The 14,692-nt window shown below is 70.6% G+C and carries 16 protein-coding genes; 6 read left to right on the top strand and 10 right to left on the bottom strand.

Annotated elements, in window-relative coordinates; all coding sequences use genetic code 11:
- Positions 1–98: 98 nt before the first annotated feature.
- On the bottom strand, positions 99–233 hold the full coding sequence (locus EQG76_RS32870; protein WP_255476593.1) for a hypothetical protein: 135 nt from the start codon (positions 231–233) through the stop codon (positions 99–101).
- Here EQG76_RS32870 and EQG76_RS25065 point away from each other — a divergent pair.
- A complete protein-coding gene (locus tag EQG76_RS25065; protein WP_321573508.1) occupies positions 220–936 on the top strand; it encodes an MFS transporter in 717 nt (238 codons plus the stop codon). The genes EQG76_RS32870 and EQG76_RS25065 overlap by 14 nt on opposite strands.
- Here EQG76_RS25065 and EQG76_RS25060 read toward each other — a convergent pair.
- Positions 908–1,591, bottom strand: a complete 684-nt coding sequence (locus EQG76_RS25060) for a class I SAM-dependent methyltransferase (RefSeq protein ID WP_159717370.1) — start codon at positions 1,589–1,591, stop codon at positions 908–910. The genes EQG76_RS25065 and EQG76_RS25060 overlap by 29 nt on opposite strands.
- 118 nt (positions 1,592–1,709) lie before the next feature.
- On the opposite strand from EQG76_RS25060, the gene EQG76_RS25055 reads away from it, so the two are divergent.
- The gene (locus EQG76_RS25055) at positions 1,710–2,492 is read left to right on the top strand and encodes a hypothetical protein (protein ID WP_159717368.1); all 783 of its coding nucleotides are present in this window, start codon (positions 1,710–1,712) and stop codon (positions 2,490–2,492) included.
- Between the two features lie 32 nt (positions 2,493–2,524).
- Here EQG76_RS25055 and acnA read toward each other — a convergent pair whose 3' ends face one another.
- The 7 genes from acnA to EQG76_RS25020 all read right to left on the bottom strand — a co-directional run bounded on the left by acnA (position 2,525) and on the right by EQG76_RS25020 (position 9,829).
- On the bottom strand, positions 2,525–5,236 hold the full coding sequence (gene acnA, locus EQG76_RS25050) for an aconitate hydratase AcnA (protein ID WP_159717366.1): 2,712 nt from the start codon (positions 5,234–5,236) through the stop codon (positions 2,525–2,527).
- Between the two features lie 148 nt (positions 5,237–5,384).
- On the bottom strand, positions 5,385–6,101 hold the full coding sequence (locus tag EQG76_RS25045; protein WP_159717365.1) for a heme ABC transporter permease: 717 nt from the start codon (positions 6,099–6,101) through the stop codon (positions 5,385–5,387).
- 91 nt (positions 6,102–6,192) lie between these two features.
- The gene (gene ccmB / locus EQG76_RS25040; RefSeq protein WP_159717374.1) at positions 6,193–6,861 is read right to left on the bottom strand and encodes a heme exporter protein CcmB; all 669 of its coding nucleotides are present in this window, start codon (positions 6,859–6,861) and stop codon (positions 6,193–6,195) included.
- Between the two features lie 5 nt (positions 6,862–6,866).
- On the bottom strand, positions 6,867–7,457 hold the full coding sequence (ccmA, locus tag EQG76_RS25035; protein WP_159717363.1) for a heme ABC exporter ATP-binding protein CcmA: 591 nt from the start codon (positions 7,455–7,457) through the stop codon (positions 6,867–6,869).
- Between the two features lie 8 nt (positions 7,458–7,465).
- On the bottom strand, positions 7,466–8,461 hold the full coding sequence (locus EQG76_RS25030) for a phenylacetate--CoA ligase family protein (protein ID WP_159717361.1): 996 nt from the start codon (positions 8,459–8,461) through the stop codon (positions 7,466–7,468).
- A gap of 51 nt (positions 8,462–8,512) precedes the next feature.
- The gene (locus tag EQG76_RS25025; protein WP_159717359.1) at positions 8,513–9,391 is read right to left on the bottom strand and encodes a hypothetical protein; all 879 of its coding nucleotides are present in this window, start codon (positions 9,389–9,391) and stop codon (positions 8,513–8,515) included.
- A gap of 213 nt (positions 9,392–9,604) precedes the next feature.
- Entirely contained in the window at positions 9,605–9,829 is a 225-nt protein-coding gene (locus EQG76_RS25020; protein ID WP_235031553.1) for a zinc-finger domain-containing protein, read from the bottom strand.
- 120 nt (positions 9,830–9,949) lie between these two features.
- Here EQG76_RS25020 and EQG76_RS25015 point away from each other — a divergent pair, with 120 nt between their 5' ends.
- Positions 9,950–10,918: an ABC transporter ATP-binding protein gene (locus tag EQG76_RS25015; protein WP_159717357.1), complete on the top strand. Its 969-nt coding sequence runs from the start codon at positions 9,950–9,952 to the stop codon at positions 10,916–10,918.
- A 56-nt stretch (positions 10,919–10,974) separates the two neighbouring features.
- Positions 10,975–11,424: a hypothetical protein gene (locus tag EQG76_RS25010; RefSeq protein WP_159717355.1), complete on the top strand. Its 450-nt coding sequence runs from the start codon at positions 10,975–10,977 to the stop codon at positions 11,422–11,424.
- Positions 11,425–11,443: 19 nt separating this feature from the next.
- Here EQG76_RS25010 and EQG76_RS25005 read toward each other — a convergent pair whose 3' ends face one another.
- On the bottom strand, positions 11,444–11,887 hold the full coding sequence (locus EQG76_RS25005; protein ID WP_159717353.1) for an SRPBCC family protein: 444 nt from the start codon (positions 11,885–11,887) through the stop codon (positions 11,444–11,446).
- Positions 11,888–12,140: 253 nt separating this feature from the next.
- Here EQG76_RS25005 and EQG76_RS25000 point away from each other — a divergent pair, with 253 nt between their 5' ends.
- The gene (locus tag EQG76_RS25000; protein ID WP_159717351.1) at positions 12,141–13,673 is read left to right on the top strand and encodes an FGGY-family carbohydrate kinase; all 1,533 of its coding nucleotides are present in this window, start codon (positions 12,141–12,143) and stop codon (positions 13,671–13,673) included.
- Positions 13,670–14,692, top strand: a 1,023-nt coding sequence (locus EQG76_RS24995; RefSeq protein WP_159717349.1) for a winged helix-turn-helix domain-containing protein, incomplete at its 3' end; no start/stop codon positions are given. The genes EQG76_RS25000 and EQG76_RS24995, both read left to right, overlap by 4 nt.

Here is a 14,692-nt window from a genome sequence, read left to right as displayed (position 1 = left end):
TGACCTTGCTCACCTTCGGCCTGCAGCTCGGCGACGACTGGGGCTGGCGGTCATTGCCCGTGCTGGCGGGGCTGATCGGCGGCCCGTTGCTGATCCTGCTATTCTGGTGGATCGAGGACCGGCAGCGCCAGCCCCTGATCGAGCCTGCGCTGTTCGGGCAGAAGGCGCTGGTCCAGGCACAGATGGTGGCACTGGCCGGCCTTCGGGTGCAGCGCGCTCCTGTTCTTCAGCACGCTCTACCTCCAGCACATCCTCCGCCTGGGGCCGATGGCGGCCGGGCTGGTGCTGCTGGCGTTCTCCTGCTGTTTCGTGCTGACGCTGCGGGGCACCCGCCTGTGGATCGGGCGTCTGGGCAACCGGCAGGCCATGATGCTCGGCATGGCGCTGATGGTGGCAGCCTTCCTGCTGTGCCGCCCGATCGGCCCGGACAGCGGGCTGCCTTGGCTGATCGCCGCCCTGGCCCTGGCCGGGATTGGTCAGGCCCTGGCGTTGAACGCCTCGACCACCGCCACCATGAACGCCGTGCCGGACGGCCGTGCCAGTGCTGCCGCCGGACTGCTGAACGGTACGCGCCTGCTGGGATCGGTGCTGGGCATCGCTCTCCCCGGTGCGGTGTTCCAGGCGAGCGAGACCGGCCGGCTGCTTCAGGCCCTGCACCCGAAGCTGGCATTGGAACCCGCGGAGGGACGGGTCGTGGCGAGCCTGTTGTCCGGGTCGGCCCAGGCGAGTGAGGCGATCCTGGCCCTGGCGCGCGCGACAGGCCGCGCCGCCGACCCCGCCTTCGTGCGCCTTGTCGAGGGCAACGTCACCGCTGCCTTCATGGGGGCGCTCCAGTCGGGCATGCTCGTCTGCGCCTTCGTCTCGATACTGGGCGTCGTCGCCACGTTCCGGACCCGGCCGGGCCTGCTCAGCCGGATGCCCGTCGTCGGAAGATGATGAAATGCCGGCCGGTCAGCATGGCGGCCAGCAGCCCGTAGGACCCCCAGAACGGGGACAGATCGGCCAGCCTGACCCGCTCCAGACCCGCCTGCGCTGCCCACGTCTCCATCTCCACGGGCGCAATCAGGCGCAGGGGCGGCATCGATCCCCGACCTGCACACCGGGATGCCCGGCGACCGAGCGGATGGCTGGGGTGCAGGATCAGCGTGACGAGCAGGCCGCGCTGCGACAGGCAGCCGGCAGCGTCACGGAGTGCTTGCGCCGGGGCCGCGATGTGCTCCAGCGAGCCCAGGAACAGCACGAGATCGAACGGCTCGCCCGGCCAGCTGGCGAGCGACGCGGCAGGCAGGACGTCGAACCGGATGCGCCCGGCTTGGCCGGCCGCCTGGGCATGCCGGCGCGCCCGCTCGATCATGGCGGGTGCCAGGTCGATGCCCAGGCCGGACTCGAGCTGGCCGGCCAGCGCCAACAGGTGCAGGCCGGTACCGCAGCCGACGTCGAGGACGCGGCAGGGCCGCTGCCGGCGGCTCAGGCGGCGCAGCAAGGCCACGCGCAGCCGGAAGCCGGCGCCACGCGGCGACCACGGCCCATGGCGTCCGTCCCAGCCTGCCGCCAGGGCATCGAAGGCGACGGCCGCCATGGCTTCGGACATGGGATGATCCTCGCCGTCCATGCGCATCCCCGGCCTCGGGTGGTCAGGGTCGCGAAGCTACGACAAGCGGAGCCCTTTGCTGAAATGTCTCACGCACTATCATCAGATCGGCTGGTGTATGGACACTCGCTGGACATCCCTCCTGGCGAGGCGTGATCGTCAGATCCATGGCAGCGCCCTGTTCCACCACTGGACGATCCGCAACCCGATGGATTTTGTGCAACATAATGGCCTTGCGGCCGCGGGTGCCGTTCTTTCGGTTCTGGCTGCCCTGATCCTGACCAGCCTCCTCCCCCCGCCGGAGGCGACCGCGCTGCTCATCGAGAACGGACCGGTCGAGACTCTGACCAGCATCCTGCACTTCCTGGTGGCACTCGCCGCGTTTGCCCTGTGGTGGCGCCGGGGCGGACTGTTCGGGCTGGTCGGGATCGGGGCACTGGCCATGGCTGCCCGCGAGCTCGACCTGGACAAGGCCTTCACCACCCACAGCCTGTTCAGCACCAAGCAGTATTTTCGTGCCGAGGTGCCGCTGCCCGAGAAGCTTGTGGCGGCAGCGGTGGTGGTCGGGCTGCTGGTGCTGACCGTCTGGCTGGTGCGCAGCAGCCTGCCGGCCCTCAGGTCGCTGGCCAGGCAGAAGGCGCCGGCATTCTGGAGCATCGTCACCATGCTGGTGATGCTGCCGCTGCTGAAGACCGTCGACGCCTTGCCGAGGATCCTCCGGGAGAACGGTATGGAACTCGGGCCACAGGGACTGGCCCGGCTGCTGGCGATCGAGGAGCTGGGCGAGCTCGCCCTGCCGCTGCTGTCGGCCCTGGTCCTGCTCCAACTGCTGGCGCCATTACCGGCATGGAGGCGGGCCGGGCGCCCGCCCGATGAGGGGCGCCCGGTTATCTCACGCTAGTCTGGCCGCCGACGCGCGGCGGCCAGATGCCGTCAGGCAGTGCCGGCCGGTGCCGACTGGGCCAGGAGCTGGCGCAGCACGTAGTGCAGGATGCCGCCGTGCATCACGTACTCGACCTCGTCCAGCGTATCGACCCGGCAGAGCACCTTGTGCTCGTCGGTGCTGCCGTCAGCCCGGGTGATGCGCAGCGTCAGGTCCATGAGCGGCCGCAGGCCCTGCTCCAGCCCGATCACGTCGACCACCTCGCTGCCGTCCAGCTTCAGGGTCTTGCGGTCGGTGCCGGGGTACATGACCAGCGGCAGGACGCCCATGCCGACCAGGTTGGAGCGGTGAATGCGCTCGAAGCTCTCCGCCACGACCGCCTTCACCCCCAGCAGGTTGGTGCCCTTGGCCGCCCAGTCGCGCGACGAACCGGTCCCGTATTCCTGGCCGGCGAAGATCACCAGGGGCGTTCCCTGCTTCTGGTACTCCATGGCCGCATCGTAGATCGACATCTCGGTGCCATCGGGCATCAGCCTAGTGTAGCCACCTTCCTTGCCGTCCAGCATCTCGTTCTTGATGCGGATATTGGCGAAGGTGCCGCGCATCATCACCTCGTGGTTGCCGCGGCGGGCACCATAGGAGTTGAAGTCGCGCTGCTCGACGCCGTGCTCCAGCAGGTAGCGTGCCGCCGGGCTGGTCTTGGCGATGTTGCCGGCCGGGCTGATATGGTCGGTTGTGATGCTGTCGCCGAAGATGCCCAGCACCCGAGCCCCCTTGATGTCGGCGAGCTTCCTGGCCGGCTCGGCGGACATGCCCTCGAAATAGGGCGGCAGGCGCACATAGGTGCTCTGGTCGTCCCAGTCATAGGTCATGCCAGTCTCGCCAGCGCCGATCGCCTGCCAGCGCTCGTCGCCCGCGAACACGTCGGCATAGGAGCTGGCGAACATGTCGGCGGTGACCGCCTTGCGCACCGCCTCGTCCACCTCCGCAGGGCTGGGCCACACGTCCTTCAGGTAGACGGGCTTGCCGTCCTTGCCGGTGCCGAGCGGCTCGGTGGTGATGTCCTTCTGCATCGAGCCAGCCAGGGCGTAGGCGACCACCAGCGGCGGCGAGGCCAAGTAGTTCGCCTTGACCTGCGGATGGACCCGGCCCTCGAAGTTGCGGTTGCCGGACAGCACCGCGGCCACGACCAGCTTGCCCTCGTTGACCGCGTCGGACACCTCGTCCGGCAGCGGACCGGAATTTCCGATGCAGGTGGTGCAGCCGTAGCCGACCAGGTCGAAGCCGATCTGGTTCAAGGGCTCGGTCAGGCCCGCCGCGTCCAGATAGTCGGTGACGACCTTGGAGCCCGGGGCCAGCGAGGTCTTGACCCAGGGCTTGCGGTCCAGGCCCAGTGCTACCGCCTTCTGCGCCACCAGGCCCGCGGCGATCATCACGCCCGGATTGGAGGTGTTGGTGCAGGACGTGATCGCCGCGATCACCACGTCGCCATGGCCCAGCGCGTGGTCCATGCCGGCGACCGGCGCCTTGGCATCGAGCGGGGTGTCGCCGGCCAGGGCCGGCAGCGACGCCTGGAAGCCGGCCTTCGCACCTTTCAGCGCCACCCGGTCCTGCGGCCGCTTCGGGCCCGCCATGGACGGCTCGACATCGCCCAGCTCCAGCTCCAGCGCGTCGGTGAACACCGGGTCCGGCGCGTCGCTGTAGCGCCACATGCCCTGCGCCTTGGCATAGGCCTCCACCAGGGCCACCCGCTCCGGCTTGCGGCCGGTGAGCTTCAGATAGTCGATGGTCACCTGGTCGATCGGAAAGAAGCCGCAGGTGGCGCCGTATTCGGGTGCCATGTTGCCGATGGTGGCCCGGTCGGCCAGCGGCAGGTGGTCGAGGCCCGGCCCGAAGAACTCGACGAACTTGTTCACCACCCCCTTCTTGCGCAGCATCTGGGTGACGGTGAGCACGAGGTCAGTGGCGGTCGCCCCCTCGGGCAGCCGGCCCGTCAGCCGGAAGCCCACCACCTCGGGCAGCAGCATGGACACGGGCTGGCCCAGCATCGCGGCCTCCGCCTCGATGCCGCCGACACCCCAGCCCAGCACCGCCAGACCGTTCACCATGGTGGTGTGGCTGTCGGTGCCGACCAGCGTGTCGGGATAGGCAACCTGCTTGTTGCCGTCCTTCGCGGTCCAGACGACCTGCGCCAGGTGCTCCAGGTTGACCTGGTGGCAGATGCCGGTGCCGGGCGGGACCACGCGGAAATTGTCGAACGCCTGGGAGCCCCAGCGCAGGAACTGGTAGCGCTCGCCGTTTCGCTCGTACTCGATCGCCACGTTCTCCTCGAACGAGCGCGGCGTGCCGAACGCATCCACCTGGACCGAATGGTCGATCACCAGGTCGACCGGCACCAGCGGGTTGATCTTCTTGGGATCGCCGCCCAGCGTCACCATGGCGTCGCGCATCGCGGCGAGGTCGACCACGGCTGGCACGCCGGTGAAGTCCTGCATCAGGACCCGGGCCGGGCGGTACGCGATCTCGTGCTTGGAGCTGCGCTGCCGCAACCACTCCGCCACCGCCTTCAGGTCGCCAACCTTCACGGTCCGGTCGTCCTCGAACCGCAGCAGGTTCTCGAGCAGCACCTTCATCGAGAAGGGCAGGCGGGACAGGTCGCCCAGCTCCTTCTCGGCCTCGGGGATGCTGAAGTAATCGTAGGCGAGCTCGCCGACCTCCAGTGTGCGGCGGACCTTCAACGTGTCATGGCCGGTTACGCGCACTGCATCGGTCTCCTCGTGGCGGCGGGTCGGATGGCGTCCCAGAGGGACCCGCGGCGCGGATAGTACGTACGCCGCGCTTTGGAAAGGTTAAGGCCGACCCTTAGAATCGATCCCATGTGGCGGGATGTCGTGCTGCGGTGCAGCGGCGTCAAGCCGTTTCCGCGCCGCGCAGGGCGCTGATGCGGCGTTCCGCCATCTCCGTCCGGATCCGGATGAGCAGCACGCTGACCATGTACAGCTTGAACACCAGCGCCATGAGCAGGAGCGGCCACAGCATGGATGGCGGCATGGAAGGCCCGTCCATGCGCAGCACCGAGGAGGGCTGGTGCAGCGTGTTCCACCAGTCCACCGAGAACTTCACGATCGGGATGTTGACCAAGCCGACCAGGGCCAGGATCGAGGCGGCCCTGGCCCCGCGGCTGGCATCCTCGAAGGCGTCGTAGAGCGCGATATAGCCGAGATAGAGGAAGAACAGGATCAGGACCGAGGTGAGCCGCGCGTCCCACACCCACCAGGTCCCCCACATCGGCTTGCCCCAGATCGACCCGGTGACCAGGGCGATCGCGGTGAAGCAGGCCCCGATCGGGGCGGCCGCCCGCGCGGCGATCTCGGCCAGCGGGTGGCGCCAGATCAGGGCCACTGCACTGCTGCCGCCCACCACCAGATAGGTGAACATGCTCATCCAGGCGGCGGGCACGTGCACGTACATGATCCGGTAGGCGTCCGACTGCTGGTAGTCGGCAGGTGCCACGGCCAGGGCCCAGACCAGGCCCACCGGAAAGAGGGCCAGCGCCAGGAGGCTCGTCCAGGGCCGGATGGCGTCGGCGATCCTCTGGAAGCGCAACGGGTTCGCATAAGCGTGCACGGGCAGGCGGATCCTGTTGACGATCATTCCAATCTAGGCAGTCCGGCCAGCGGACGCGAGGCCCATCTGTGCGAGGAAGCGGCTGGGCCGGTCATTCCAGCGCCAGCCGCAATGCTGCAGCGATCGCGAAGGGCGCCAGCGCCAGGCTGCCCAGCAGGAGGGCGCCCAAGATCAGGTAGGCCACGGTCCCGCCGATTCCGCCCGTGCTGGCCTCCACCGCGCCCACCCCGAAGATCAGGGCCGGGATCTGCAGCGGCAGCACGAGCAGCGCGGTGAGCGCCTGGCTGCGCCGGCTGCCCACCAGCAGGGCGGCACCGATGGCACCGATCATGACCAGCACGGGCGTGCCCAGCAGGAGGGCGGCCGGCAGTGCCACCAGGGCAGCGGGCGGCTGCTGCATGAGCAGGGCCAGGAGCGGCGAGATCACCACGAGCGGCAGGCCGGTCACCAGCCAGTGCACGAGGCAGCGCACCAACGCCACCAGCTCCAGCGGCAGGATGCCGAGTTCCAGTTGCTCGAGGCTGCCGTCCTCCAGGTCGGCCGCCCACAGCCGGTCGGTGCCGACCGTCACCGCGAACAGGGCCAGGACCCAGATCACGCCCGAGCCGATCCGCGCCAGGGTTTCCGCACCGGGCCCGACGCCCAGCGGGAACAGGGCTGTGCCGGTCAGGAGGAACAGGACCGGCAGCAGGGCTTCGCCCGGCCGGCGCAGCGCCAGCATCAGGTCGCGACGTGCCAGAGCAAGAGCGGCGCCGACCATGCCGCTCAAAGCTCGAGCACCAGGGGGTCGTCTAGTTCCACGTCGCCGTGGCTGGCCGCCACCACGATGCCGCCTCCAGCCCGATGCCGGTCGATCAGCCGGGCGAGGTGCCGCCGGTTCACGGCATCCAGGCCCACGCCGGGCTCGTCCAGCAGCCAGACCAAGCGGGGTACGGCCACCAGCCTTGCCAGGGCCGCGCGCCGGCGCTGGCCCTGGGAAAGGCGCCCGGCCGGCACGTCCAGGAGCGGCCGCAGGTCGAAGACGTCCGCCGCCGCCACGGGATCGGGCGGCCCGCCGGCCAACGAGGCGCTGATCTGCAGGTTCTCGCGCACGGTCAGACCTGCCTTCAGCGCGTTGACGTGGCTGATCCAGTGGAGGGCAGCCGGCCAGGCGGGGTCAGTGAGTGGGCGGCCCTGCCAGGACGCGCTGCCGGCGGCTGGCCTGAGGAAGCCCGCGAGCGTGCGCAGGAAGGTCGACTTGCCGGAGCCGTTGGCGCCGCGCAGCAAGAGCGCGTCGCCTTCGGTCAGGTCGAAGGCCACCGGCGCATGCACCGGGCGCCCCGCCCGCGCCGAGACCAGATCGTGGACCGCCAGCACGGGCAGGCTCAGTCCTTCCCGGCCACCTGGGAGCGTCCGCCGGCCGGGTCCGGCCAGCCCTGCAGCGGCGGCGTGATCCGCAGGTTGGTGCGGCCGCACGGGCTTTCCCCGCCGAGTGCCCGCGCCAGATGGCCGGTCTCCAGGCGGATCAGAGGGAAGTCCGGGTTGAACACGGTCACCACCACCCGGCCAGGCGCGGCATCCGCGACCGGGCCATCGCCATCCGGGTCCAGCAGCTCGACCAGCACCGATTCGTCGACCACCAGGCCTTCATGCGCGCTGGTCTCGTACGCGATCAGGCCGATCTCGTCGGTGGCATAGGCGAAGAACGTCTCGATCGCGTGCAGGGCCGAGGTGGCGGCCAGGAAGGCTGGATCGGGCACCTCGCCCGCCAGCAGGGCGCAGCGGAATGGCTGCTCCTGGCCCAGCGCCTCCAGCAGTGCCTCCAGGGCGCGTGCCTCGCCGACGAAGACGCTGGGGCGCAGCCGGCGCAGTGCGTCGAGCTGGCGGGGCTCGATGTCCGGCCCGGCCGGGACCACGGTGCAGCTGAGCGCGCGGGCACCGGTCTCGGCCATGGCCGCCAGCGTGCCCAGATGGTGGGGCAGCGCGTTCCAGACGAGGTCTGCCCGGCGCACCCCGGCGGCGAAGAAGGCCCGGGCGAAGCGCCAATAGTCGACCCTGGCACCCTCGGGCACGAGCTGGCCCCGGCTGCCGGCCAGGAGCCTGGCCAGCCGGCCGATCGGCGTCGCGACCATGCCGCCGAAGGGCGGCAGGGCCTCCTGGCGCGCGGTCAGGGTCGCCGGGTCGAGCAGGGGCAGGCTGCGCAGCATCTCGGGCGAGGTGATGCGGTCGGGATCGATGCCGGCCAGATGGCTGGCCATGCCCGGCGCATTGTCCATGGCGTGGTGGAGCAGGCCAGGCAGAGCGTGGAAGACCGCCGCCTCGCGTTCCCGGGATGACCTGACCTCCTGGCGGTCGAAGAACAGCGCCTTGCTGTCAGGCATCATGACGTCCATCGCCCATCGTTCGACGTGATCAGAAGATCGTGCCGTCGGTCACTCGCCGATGGCAACGTGGTAGCGTGCCTCCAGCGCGGTCACGTGGTCGCGGAGTGCCGGGCCCGGCTGCTCGGCCAGCCAGCGGTCCCACAATTCGCGCAGGCTCAGCGGCAGGACCGGCACGCCGGACGTCGCCACGCGCCGGCGCAGGAGGTCGACCTCGGCGCGGTGCGCGGCGAACACCGGGTGGAAACGAGCGTCGGACGGCTCCCAGAACAGGTAGGTCAGGGTGGTGGCCTGGCCAGGGAAGGTGCGGGCGAGGCCGATGGCATGCTTGGCCAGCGCCACCGCGTCCAGAAGCCGGAACAGCTGCGGGGTCTGGCGCAGCTCGACCAGCAGCTCGTGCCAGGGCCCCAGATGGGGCTCGGGCATCGGCTGGTCGTAGCCCTCCGCGATCCGGGTCTTGGGCGTGGTCAGGTGCTCGGTGACACGGGTGACGAGGCCGACCACGCGGCTCGGGCCGGTCAGGAGCAGATCGGTCTGCGGCGGTGTGCCGCGGATCCCGGTCGGGCAGCGGGCGGCAAAGCGCAGCCCCTGGAACCCGTCGAGCGGACCTACCCGGAGCCCCGCCGGGTTGCGGCTCCAGGGGAGGAAGCAGTTGGCCGTGAGCGCCAGCGAATCGTCTACGGGCGTGCGCGGCCGGTCCGGCAGGATCGTGCGCTGGTCCGCGGGCAGTCGTGCGGTCGGCACCAGCAGGTCGTGGAGGTGGCCGACCCGCCCCTCGCTGTCGATCTCGATGCCCGGCCGCTCGTGGCGCAGCGCCGCGGCGAGCGCCCGGGCGGCACGCTGCGCCAGCCCGGAGCGGCGCCCGGGCGGCCGCTTGCCCGACAGGAGGTCGGAACTGCCCGGCGGTGGGGTGACGCGTCGGTCCATCACGGTGTACGGATCCCGCGCTCGAGGAGCCTGCGCCGGGCCATCGTCCTGCCGATCGAGGAAACGATGGCGCGCTGGACCGGCATGTGGAGGGAGAGCAAGGCCGTTGCAGCCGCCGGCGTCAAGCGAAACAGTGAAGTTCCTGGAGGGTGCGCCAGAGCTACGTGGCTGATATGCTGCAGTTCCGGTATGGGCCGCGGTGGCTGCGGCATGGCCTCAGGCAGTTGCCGGCCGCGGATCGGAATGAAGTGCCTGTGCCGCGGGCGCGCTGGTATGGACGTAGCGGCGGCTGCAATACTTGCAGACGGTCTCGCCGCCCTTCTCCAGGGTCATGTATTCCACAGGATGGCCGAGCGGACCTTCACCTCCGTCGCAGCGGACATACAACTTATCGGTGATCACGACTTCACGACCATCAACGTTCAAGAACAGGTCCGCCACGCGACCACCCCTCTTGCAAAGCCAGACCGCCCGAGCAGCGCTGCGCCCGACGCCTCGAGTTTGCCACGGCAGCCGGCGGCGCGCGATATAGTCGCTAGCGAAGGATGGAGACAACTAGAGATGGCGCTCGCTCCGCCCAGCCACGCACTCTCGATACGGGGGCTGGGCAAGGTATATCGCGGCACCGGCCGCCAGCCTGACAAGCGTGCGCTGCACGCGGTCGACCTGACGGTGCCGCGCGGCTCGTGCTTCGGCCTGCTGGGGCCGAACGGTGCGGGCAAGTCGACCATGATCAACATCCTGGCCGGGCTGGTGAACAAGTCCGAAGGGAAGGTCGAGATCTTCGGCATCGACCTGGACGAGCGGCCGCGGCTCGCCCGGCGCGCGATCGGGGTCGTCCCGCAGGAACTCAACCTCGACGCGTTCTTCACGCCCCGGGAGGCGCTGGACCTGCAAGCGGGCCTTTATGGCGTTCCGGCGCGCGAGCGGATCACCGACGAGCTCCTGCAGGCGGTGGGCCTGGCCGACAAGGCGGACGCCTATGCCCGCACTCTGTCCGGCGGCATGCGCCGGCGCCTCCTGGTCGCCAAGGCGCTGGTGCACCGCCCGCCGGTCGTGGTGCTGGACGAGCCCACCGCCGGCGTCGATGTCGAGCTGCGCCGCTCGCTGTGGCGCTACATGCGCGAGCTGAACGAGCAGGGTGTCACCATCGTGCTCACCACCCACTATCTGGAAGAGGCGCAGCAGCTCTGCGACCGGATCGCGATCGTCGACCGCGGCCGGGTGGTGGCCTGCGACACCACGGGCGCGCTGCTGCAGCGCTTGGACGAGAAATGCCTGATCGTGCGGGCCGACCAGCCGATGCGCGCGGTCCCACCGTCGCTCGACGACGGCCAAGCGGCGGTCGATGCGGAAGGGCGCCTGGTCCTGCGCTACCGCCGCTCGACAGTGCGGGTCGAGCAGCTCCTGGACCGGGTGCGCGCGGCCGGTGTCACGATCGTCGACCTGACAACCCAGGAAGCCGACCTGGAGGACCTGTTCGTCCGGCTGACTGGGCATGCCGCGGAGCCGATGACCAGCACGGCCTGAACCCTTTCTTTACCTCTTGCTGCCATGATCGGATCGCACCATCCGACGAGGCCATCGTGCCGTGCATCCTCCGTGCCTGCCTGGGCATTCTGCTGCTGCTCCTGGCCGCTCAGCCGGGGACTGCCGAGCCGCCGCCCGGCTGCACGCCGAAGATTGCCGGGGCGCTGCACTGCATGGCCGGCCAGGCCTGCCGCTGCGGCTTTGCGCGGGGCGGCCTCATGACCAGCGAGCCGTCCGGCTGGCGCTGGGACTGCGGGGTGTTGCAGGGTGGCTGCCCACGGCCGTCCGGTGAGCTGGCCGGCAGCTGGTACGAGCTGCCCCCCGGGTTCAGCATCGACCAGTCCGACCAGAGCATCCGCCTGGACCAGTCGACCGGCGTGGTCACGGGCGCGCGGCCGTGGCCCGGCCGACCAGGCTTCCGGCCGCCGATCGGGCCGCTGCCACTGTTTCCCGACGGCCAGAGCGGTCACGATCCTTCGCCAGGCGGTCAACGCCGCGGGCGATGAGCCGTCCCGCTCTCTGCGTTCAGCTGCCCGCCAGGTGCTTGCGCAGATTGGCGAGCCCGCCGCCGAACACGCCGTTGGCGAAGGTGTCGACCCATTGCGCACTGGCATCGGGCGCGCAGTCGAACGTCGTCCACCATTCCACCAGGCTGCGGGCACCGTCCGTCACCGGCGTGATGCGCAGGGTCGCCTGGTAGTTCTGGACGTCGAACGGGGTAGTCTCGAAATTGTAGCTGTAGCTGCGTTCCACGTCGGACAGGGCCAGGAGCCGCTCGCGGATATGGGCGCCGTCATGGGTGCGGAAGCTGCGCACGCAGCCGACCTGATCCGCGGCTTTGCCGTCCTCGATCTCCGATCGCGCCACCATGTGGCCGGCCCAGGCGGGCAGGGCGTTAAAGTCGCGCACCACCGCCCAGACCCGGTCAGCGGGCAGGTCGATAACGGTGCTGGCATAGGCTTTCGGCATGGTCGTTTCTGCTCCCTGATCGTCGGTCCGGACCGCACTGGCAGGCGGCTGGCCGCATCCCTCCCTAGCGCGGTTTGCCTCCGGCTGGAACCGCCAGGCGGCATCGCCCGCCACGAGGGACAAGCCGCGGTGCTGCGCCCGGCCGGTGTGGCCGGACCTCGACAGCAGAGCCTTTCCCCACGACAACTCGGGCCAAGGCGGGCACCCGGACCGGGTGCCGACAGCGCCATCAGGGACGGCTTCGGGGGCGGACGTGGCGGATTTTCTGCTAGGGATCGACAGCGGCGGCACCGCGGTGAAGGTGGCCGTGATCGCGGCGGACGGGACCGAGCGCGCCGTGCGCGGCACCACCCACCCGGCGCTGACCCCGGCACCCGGCCATGCGGAGCGGGATCCGGAGCGGACCTGGGAGTGTCTTGCCAGGGACATCCGCCTGGTGCTCGCCGATGCCGGGCTGGAAGGCCGGGACATCGCGGGGATTGGCATCACCGGCTATGGCAACGGGCTCTGGCTGCTGGACAAGGCGGGCCGGCCGGCGGGCAATGGCGTCCTGACCTCTGACCTGCGCGCCGCGTCGATCTGCGCGGACTGGCGGCGCGACCCGCCCGACGAGGCCACCCGCCAGCGGCGGCTTCAGGTCGCGGCTTGGCCGGGCAAGCCCATGCCGATCCTGGCCTGGCTGCAGCGCCACGCACCCGATCGGCTGGCCCAGGCACGCTTTGCCGTTTCCAGCAAGGACTATCTGCGCGCCCGGCTGGTCGGCACCGTTGCTGCCGAGGTCAGCGACCAGTCGAGCAGCGGCTATTCGCCGGTGGAGCGCCGGGAGAACGACCCGGCCATGCTTGCGGCGGTCGGCCTGTCCGAGCTGGCGAGGCTGATGCCGCCGCTGCTGGAACCCATGGACATTGCCGGGGAGGTGACCGCCGAGGCTGCCGCCGCCACCGGGCTGCGGGCCGGCACCCCGGTCTCCGCCGGCTGCTCGGACAATCTCGCGGTGATGCTCGGCACCGCGGCGGTGACACCGGACGATGTCGTGGTGATGGCCGGGACCTGGGGCCTGCACCAGTGCTTCCTGGACGCGCTGCCCACCGATCGGAGCGCGGTCTTCCTCACCCACGGGCTGCTGCCCGGGACCTGGCTCGCCATCGAGGGCAGCCCGACCTCGGCCGGCCAGCTCGACTGGTTCGTCGAGCGCTTCATCCGCAGCCAGCGTCCGGACTTGGCCGACGGTCAGCTGTTTGCCGTGCTGAATGAGGCGGTGGGGAGGCTCGACCCGCGCGACCCGCCCGTGTTCTTCCTGCCCTATCTGAACGGGGCAATGGACCAGTCCTCGGCACGCGGGAGCCTGATCGGCCTGACCAACTGGCATGGCCTGCCGCACGTGGTCCGCGGCATGATGGAAGGGATCGCCTTCGAGCACCGCCGCCATCTCGACCGGCTGGCCGCCCTGCGCGGCCGGCCCGGTTCGGCGCGCTTTGCCGGGGGCGCCGCCCGCAGCGAACCCTGGCGCGAGATCTTCGCTGCGGCCTTGAACCTCAAGCTGGTGCTGCCGGCCGGGCGCGAGCTGGGTGCCCTGGGTGCCGCGATCCTGGCCGCCGTCGCGCTCGGGCGGCAGCCGGACCTGCCGACTGCGGTCGCCGCCATGACCCGGCTGGAGGGCCAGGTGCAGCCGGACCCGGAGCTGACGGAACTGCTGGCCGGTCGCTACCGGGTCTGGCGTGACCTCGCGGTGGCGCTCGCACCGCACTGGGACGCCGTGATCGACGGTGCCGGCGCGACCCGATGAGCCGGACGCTGGGTCTGGACGAGGCCCGCCGGATCGCCCTTGCCGCCCAGGGCTTCGCCGCGAGGCGGCCCGGCCTGACGGGCGAGGCCCGGATCCGCCGGCTGATCGAGCGGCTGGGCCTGCTGCAGATCGATTCGGTGAACGTGCTGGTGCGAGCGCACTATCTCCCGCTGTTCTCCCGGCTCGGCAGCTACGACCGCGCGGTGCTGGATCGCCTGGCGGCGCATCACGGCCGGCCGGTCCGCCCGGCGGGGCGGCGCCTGTTCGAATATTGGGGTCATGAGGCGTCGCTCCTGCCGGTGACGACCCAGCCGCTGCTGCGCTGGCGGATGGCCAGGGCCCGGTCGGGCAAGGGCGTTTGGCAGGGCGTGCGGGCGGTGGCCGAGGCCAGGCCGGACCTGGTCGCCAGGATCCACGACGAGATCCGGGACCGCGGCCCGCTCGCGGCCGGCGACCTGACCGCGCCGGAAAAGGGGCAGGGCGGCTGGTGGGGGTGGTCGGACAGCAAGACCGTGCTGGAGTGGCTGTTCTGGACCGGCGAGATCACGGCGGCCGGCCGGCGCGGCTTCGAGCGGGTCTATGACCTCACTGAACGGGTGCTGCCCCCGGAGATCGTCGCCGCCCCCACGCCGGACCCGGCCGAGGCGGCGACCAGGCTCACGGCACGTGCCGCCCGTGCCCTGGGCATCGCCACGGCGGCGGACCTGCGCGACTACTGGCGCCTGCCCATGGACTTGGCGGGGACAGCACTGGCCCGCCTGGTCGAGGCCGGCGACCTCGTGCCGGTGAGCGTCGAGGGTTGGCGGCCGCAGGCCTACCTCGCCCGGGGCGCGGTGCTGCCGTGCAAGGTGACGGCCGCTGCGCTGCTGGTGCCCTTCGACCCCCTGATCTTCGAGCGCAGCCGCACCGAGCGGCTGTTCGGCTTCCGCTACCGGATCGAGATCTACACCCCGGCCCACAAGCGGCTGCACGGCTATTATGTCCTGCCCTTCCTCCTGGGCGACCGGCTGGCCGCGCGC

This window comes from Geminicoccus flavidas, from assembly GCF_009806515.1.
Taxonomy (GTDB): Bacteria; Pseudomonadota; Alphaproteobacteria; order Geminicoccales; family Geminicoccaceae; genus Geminicoccus; species Geminicoccus flavidus.
This window is presented reverse-complemented; position numbering and strand designations above follow the sequence as displayed.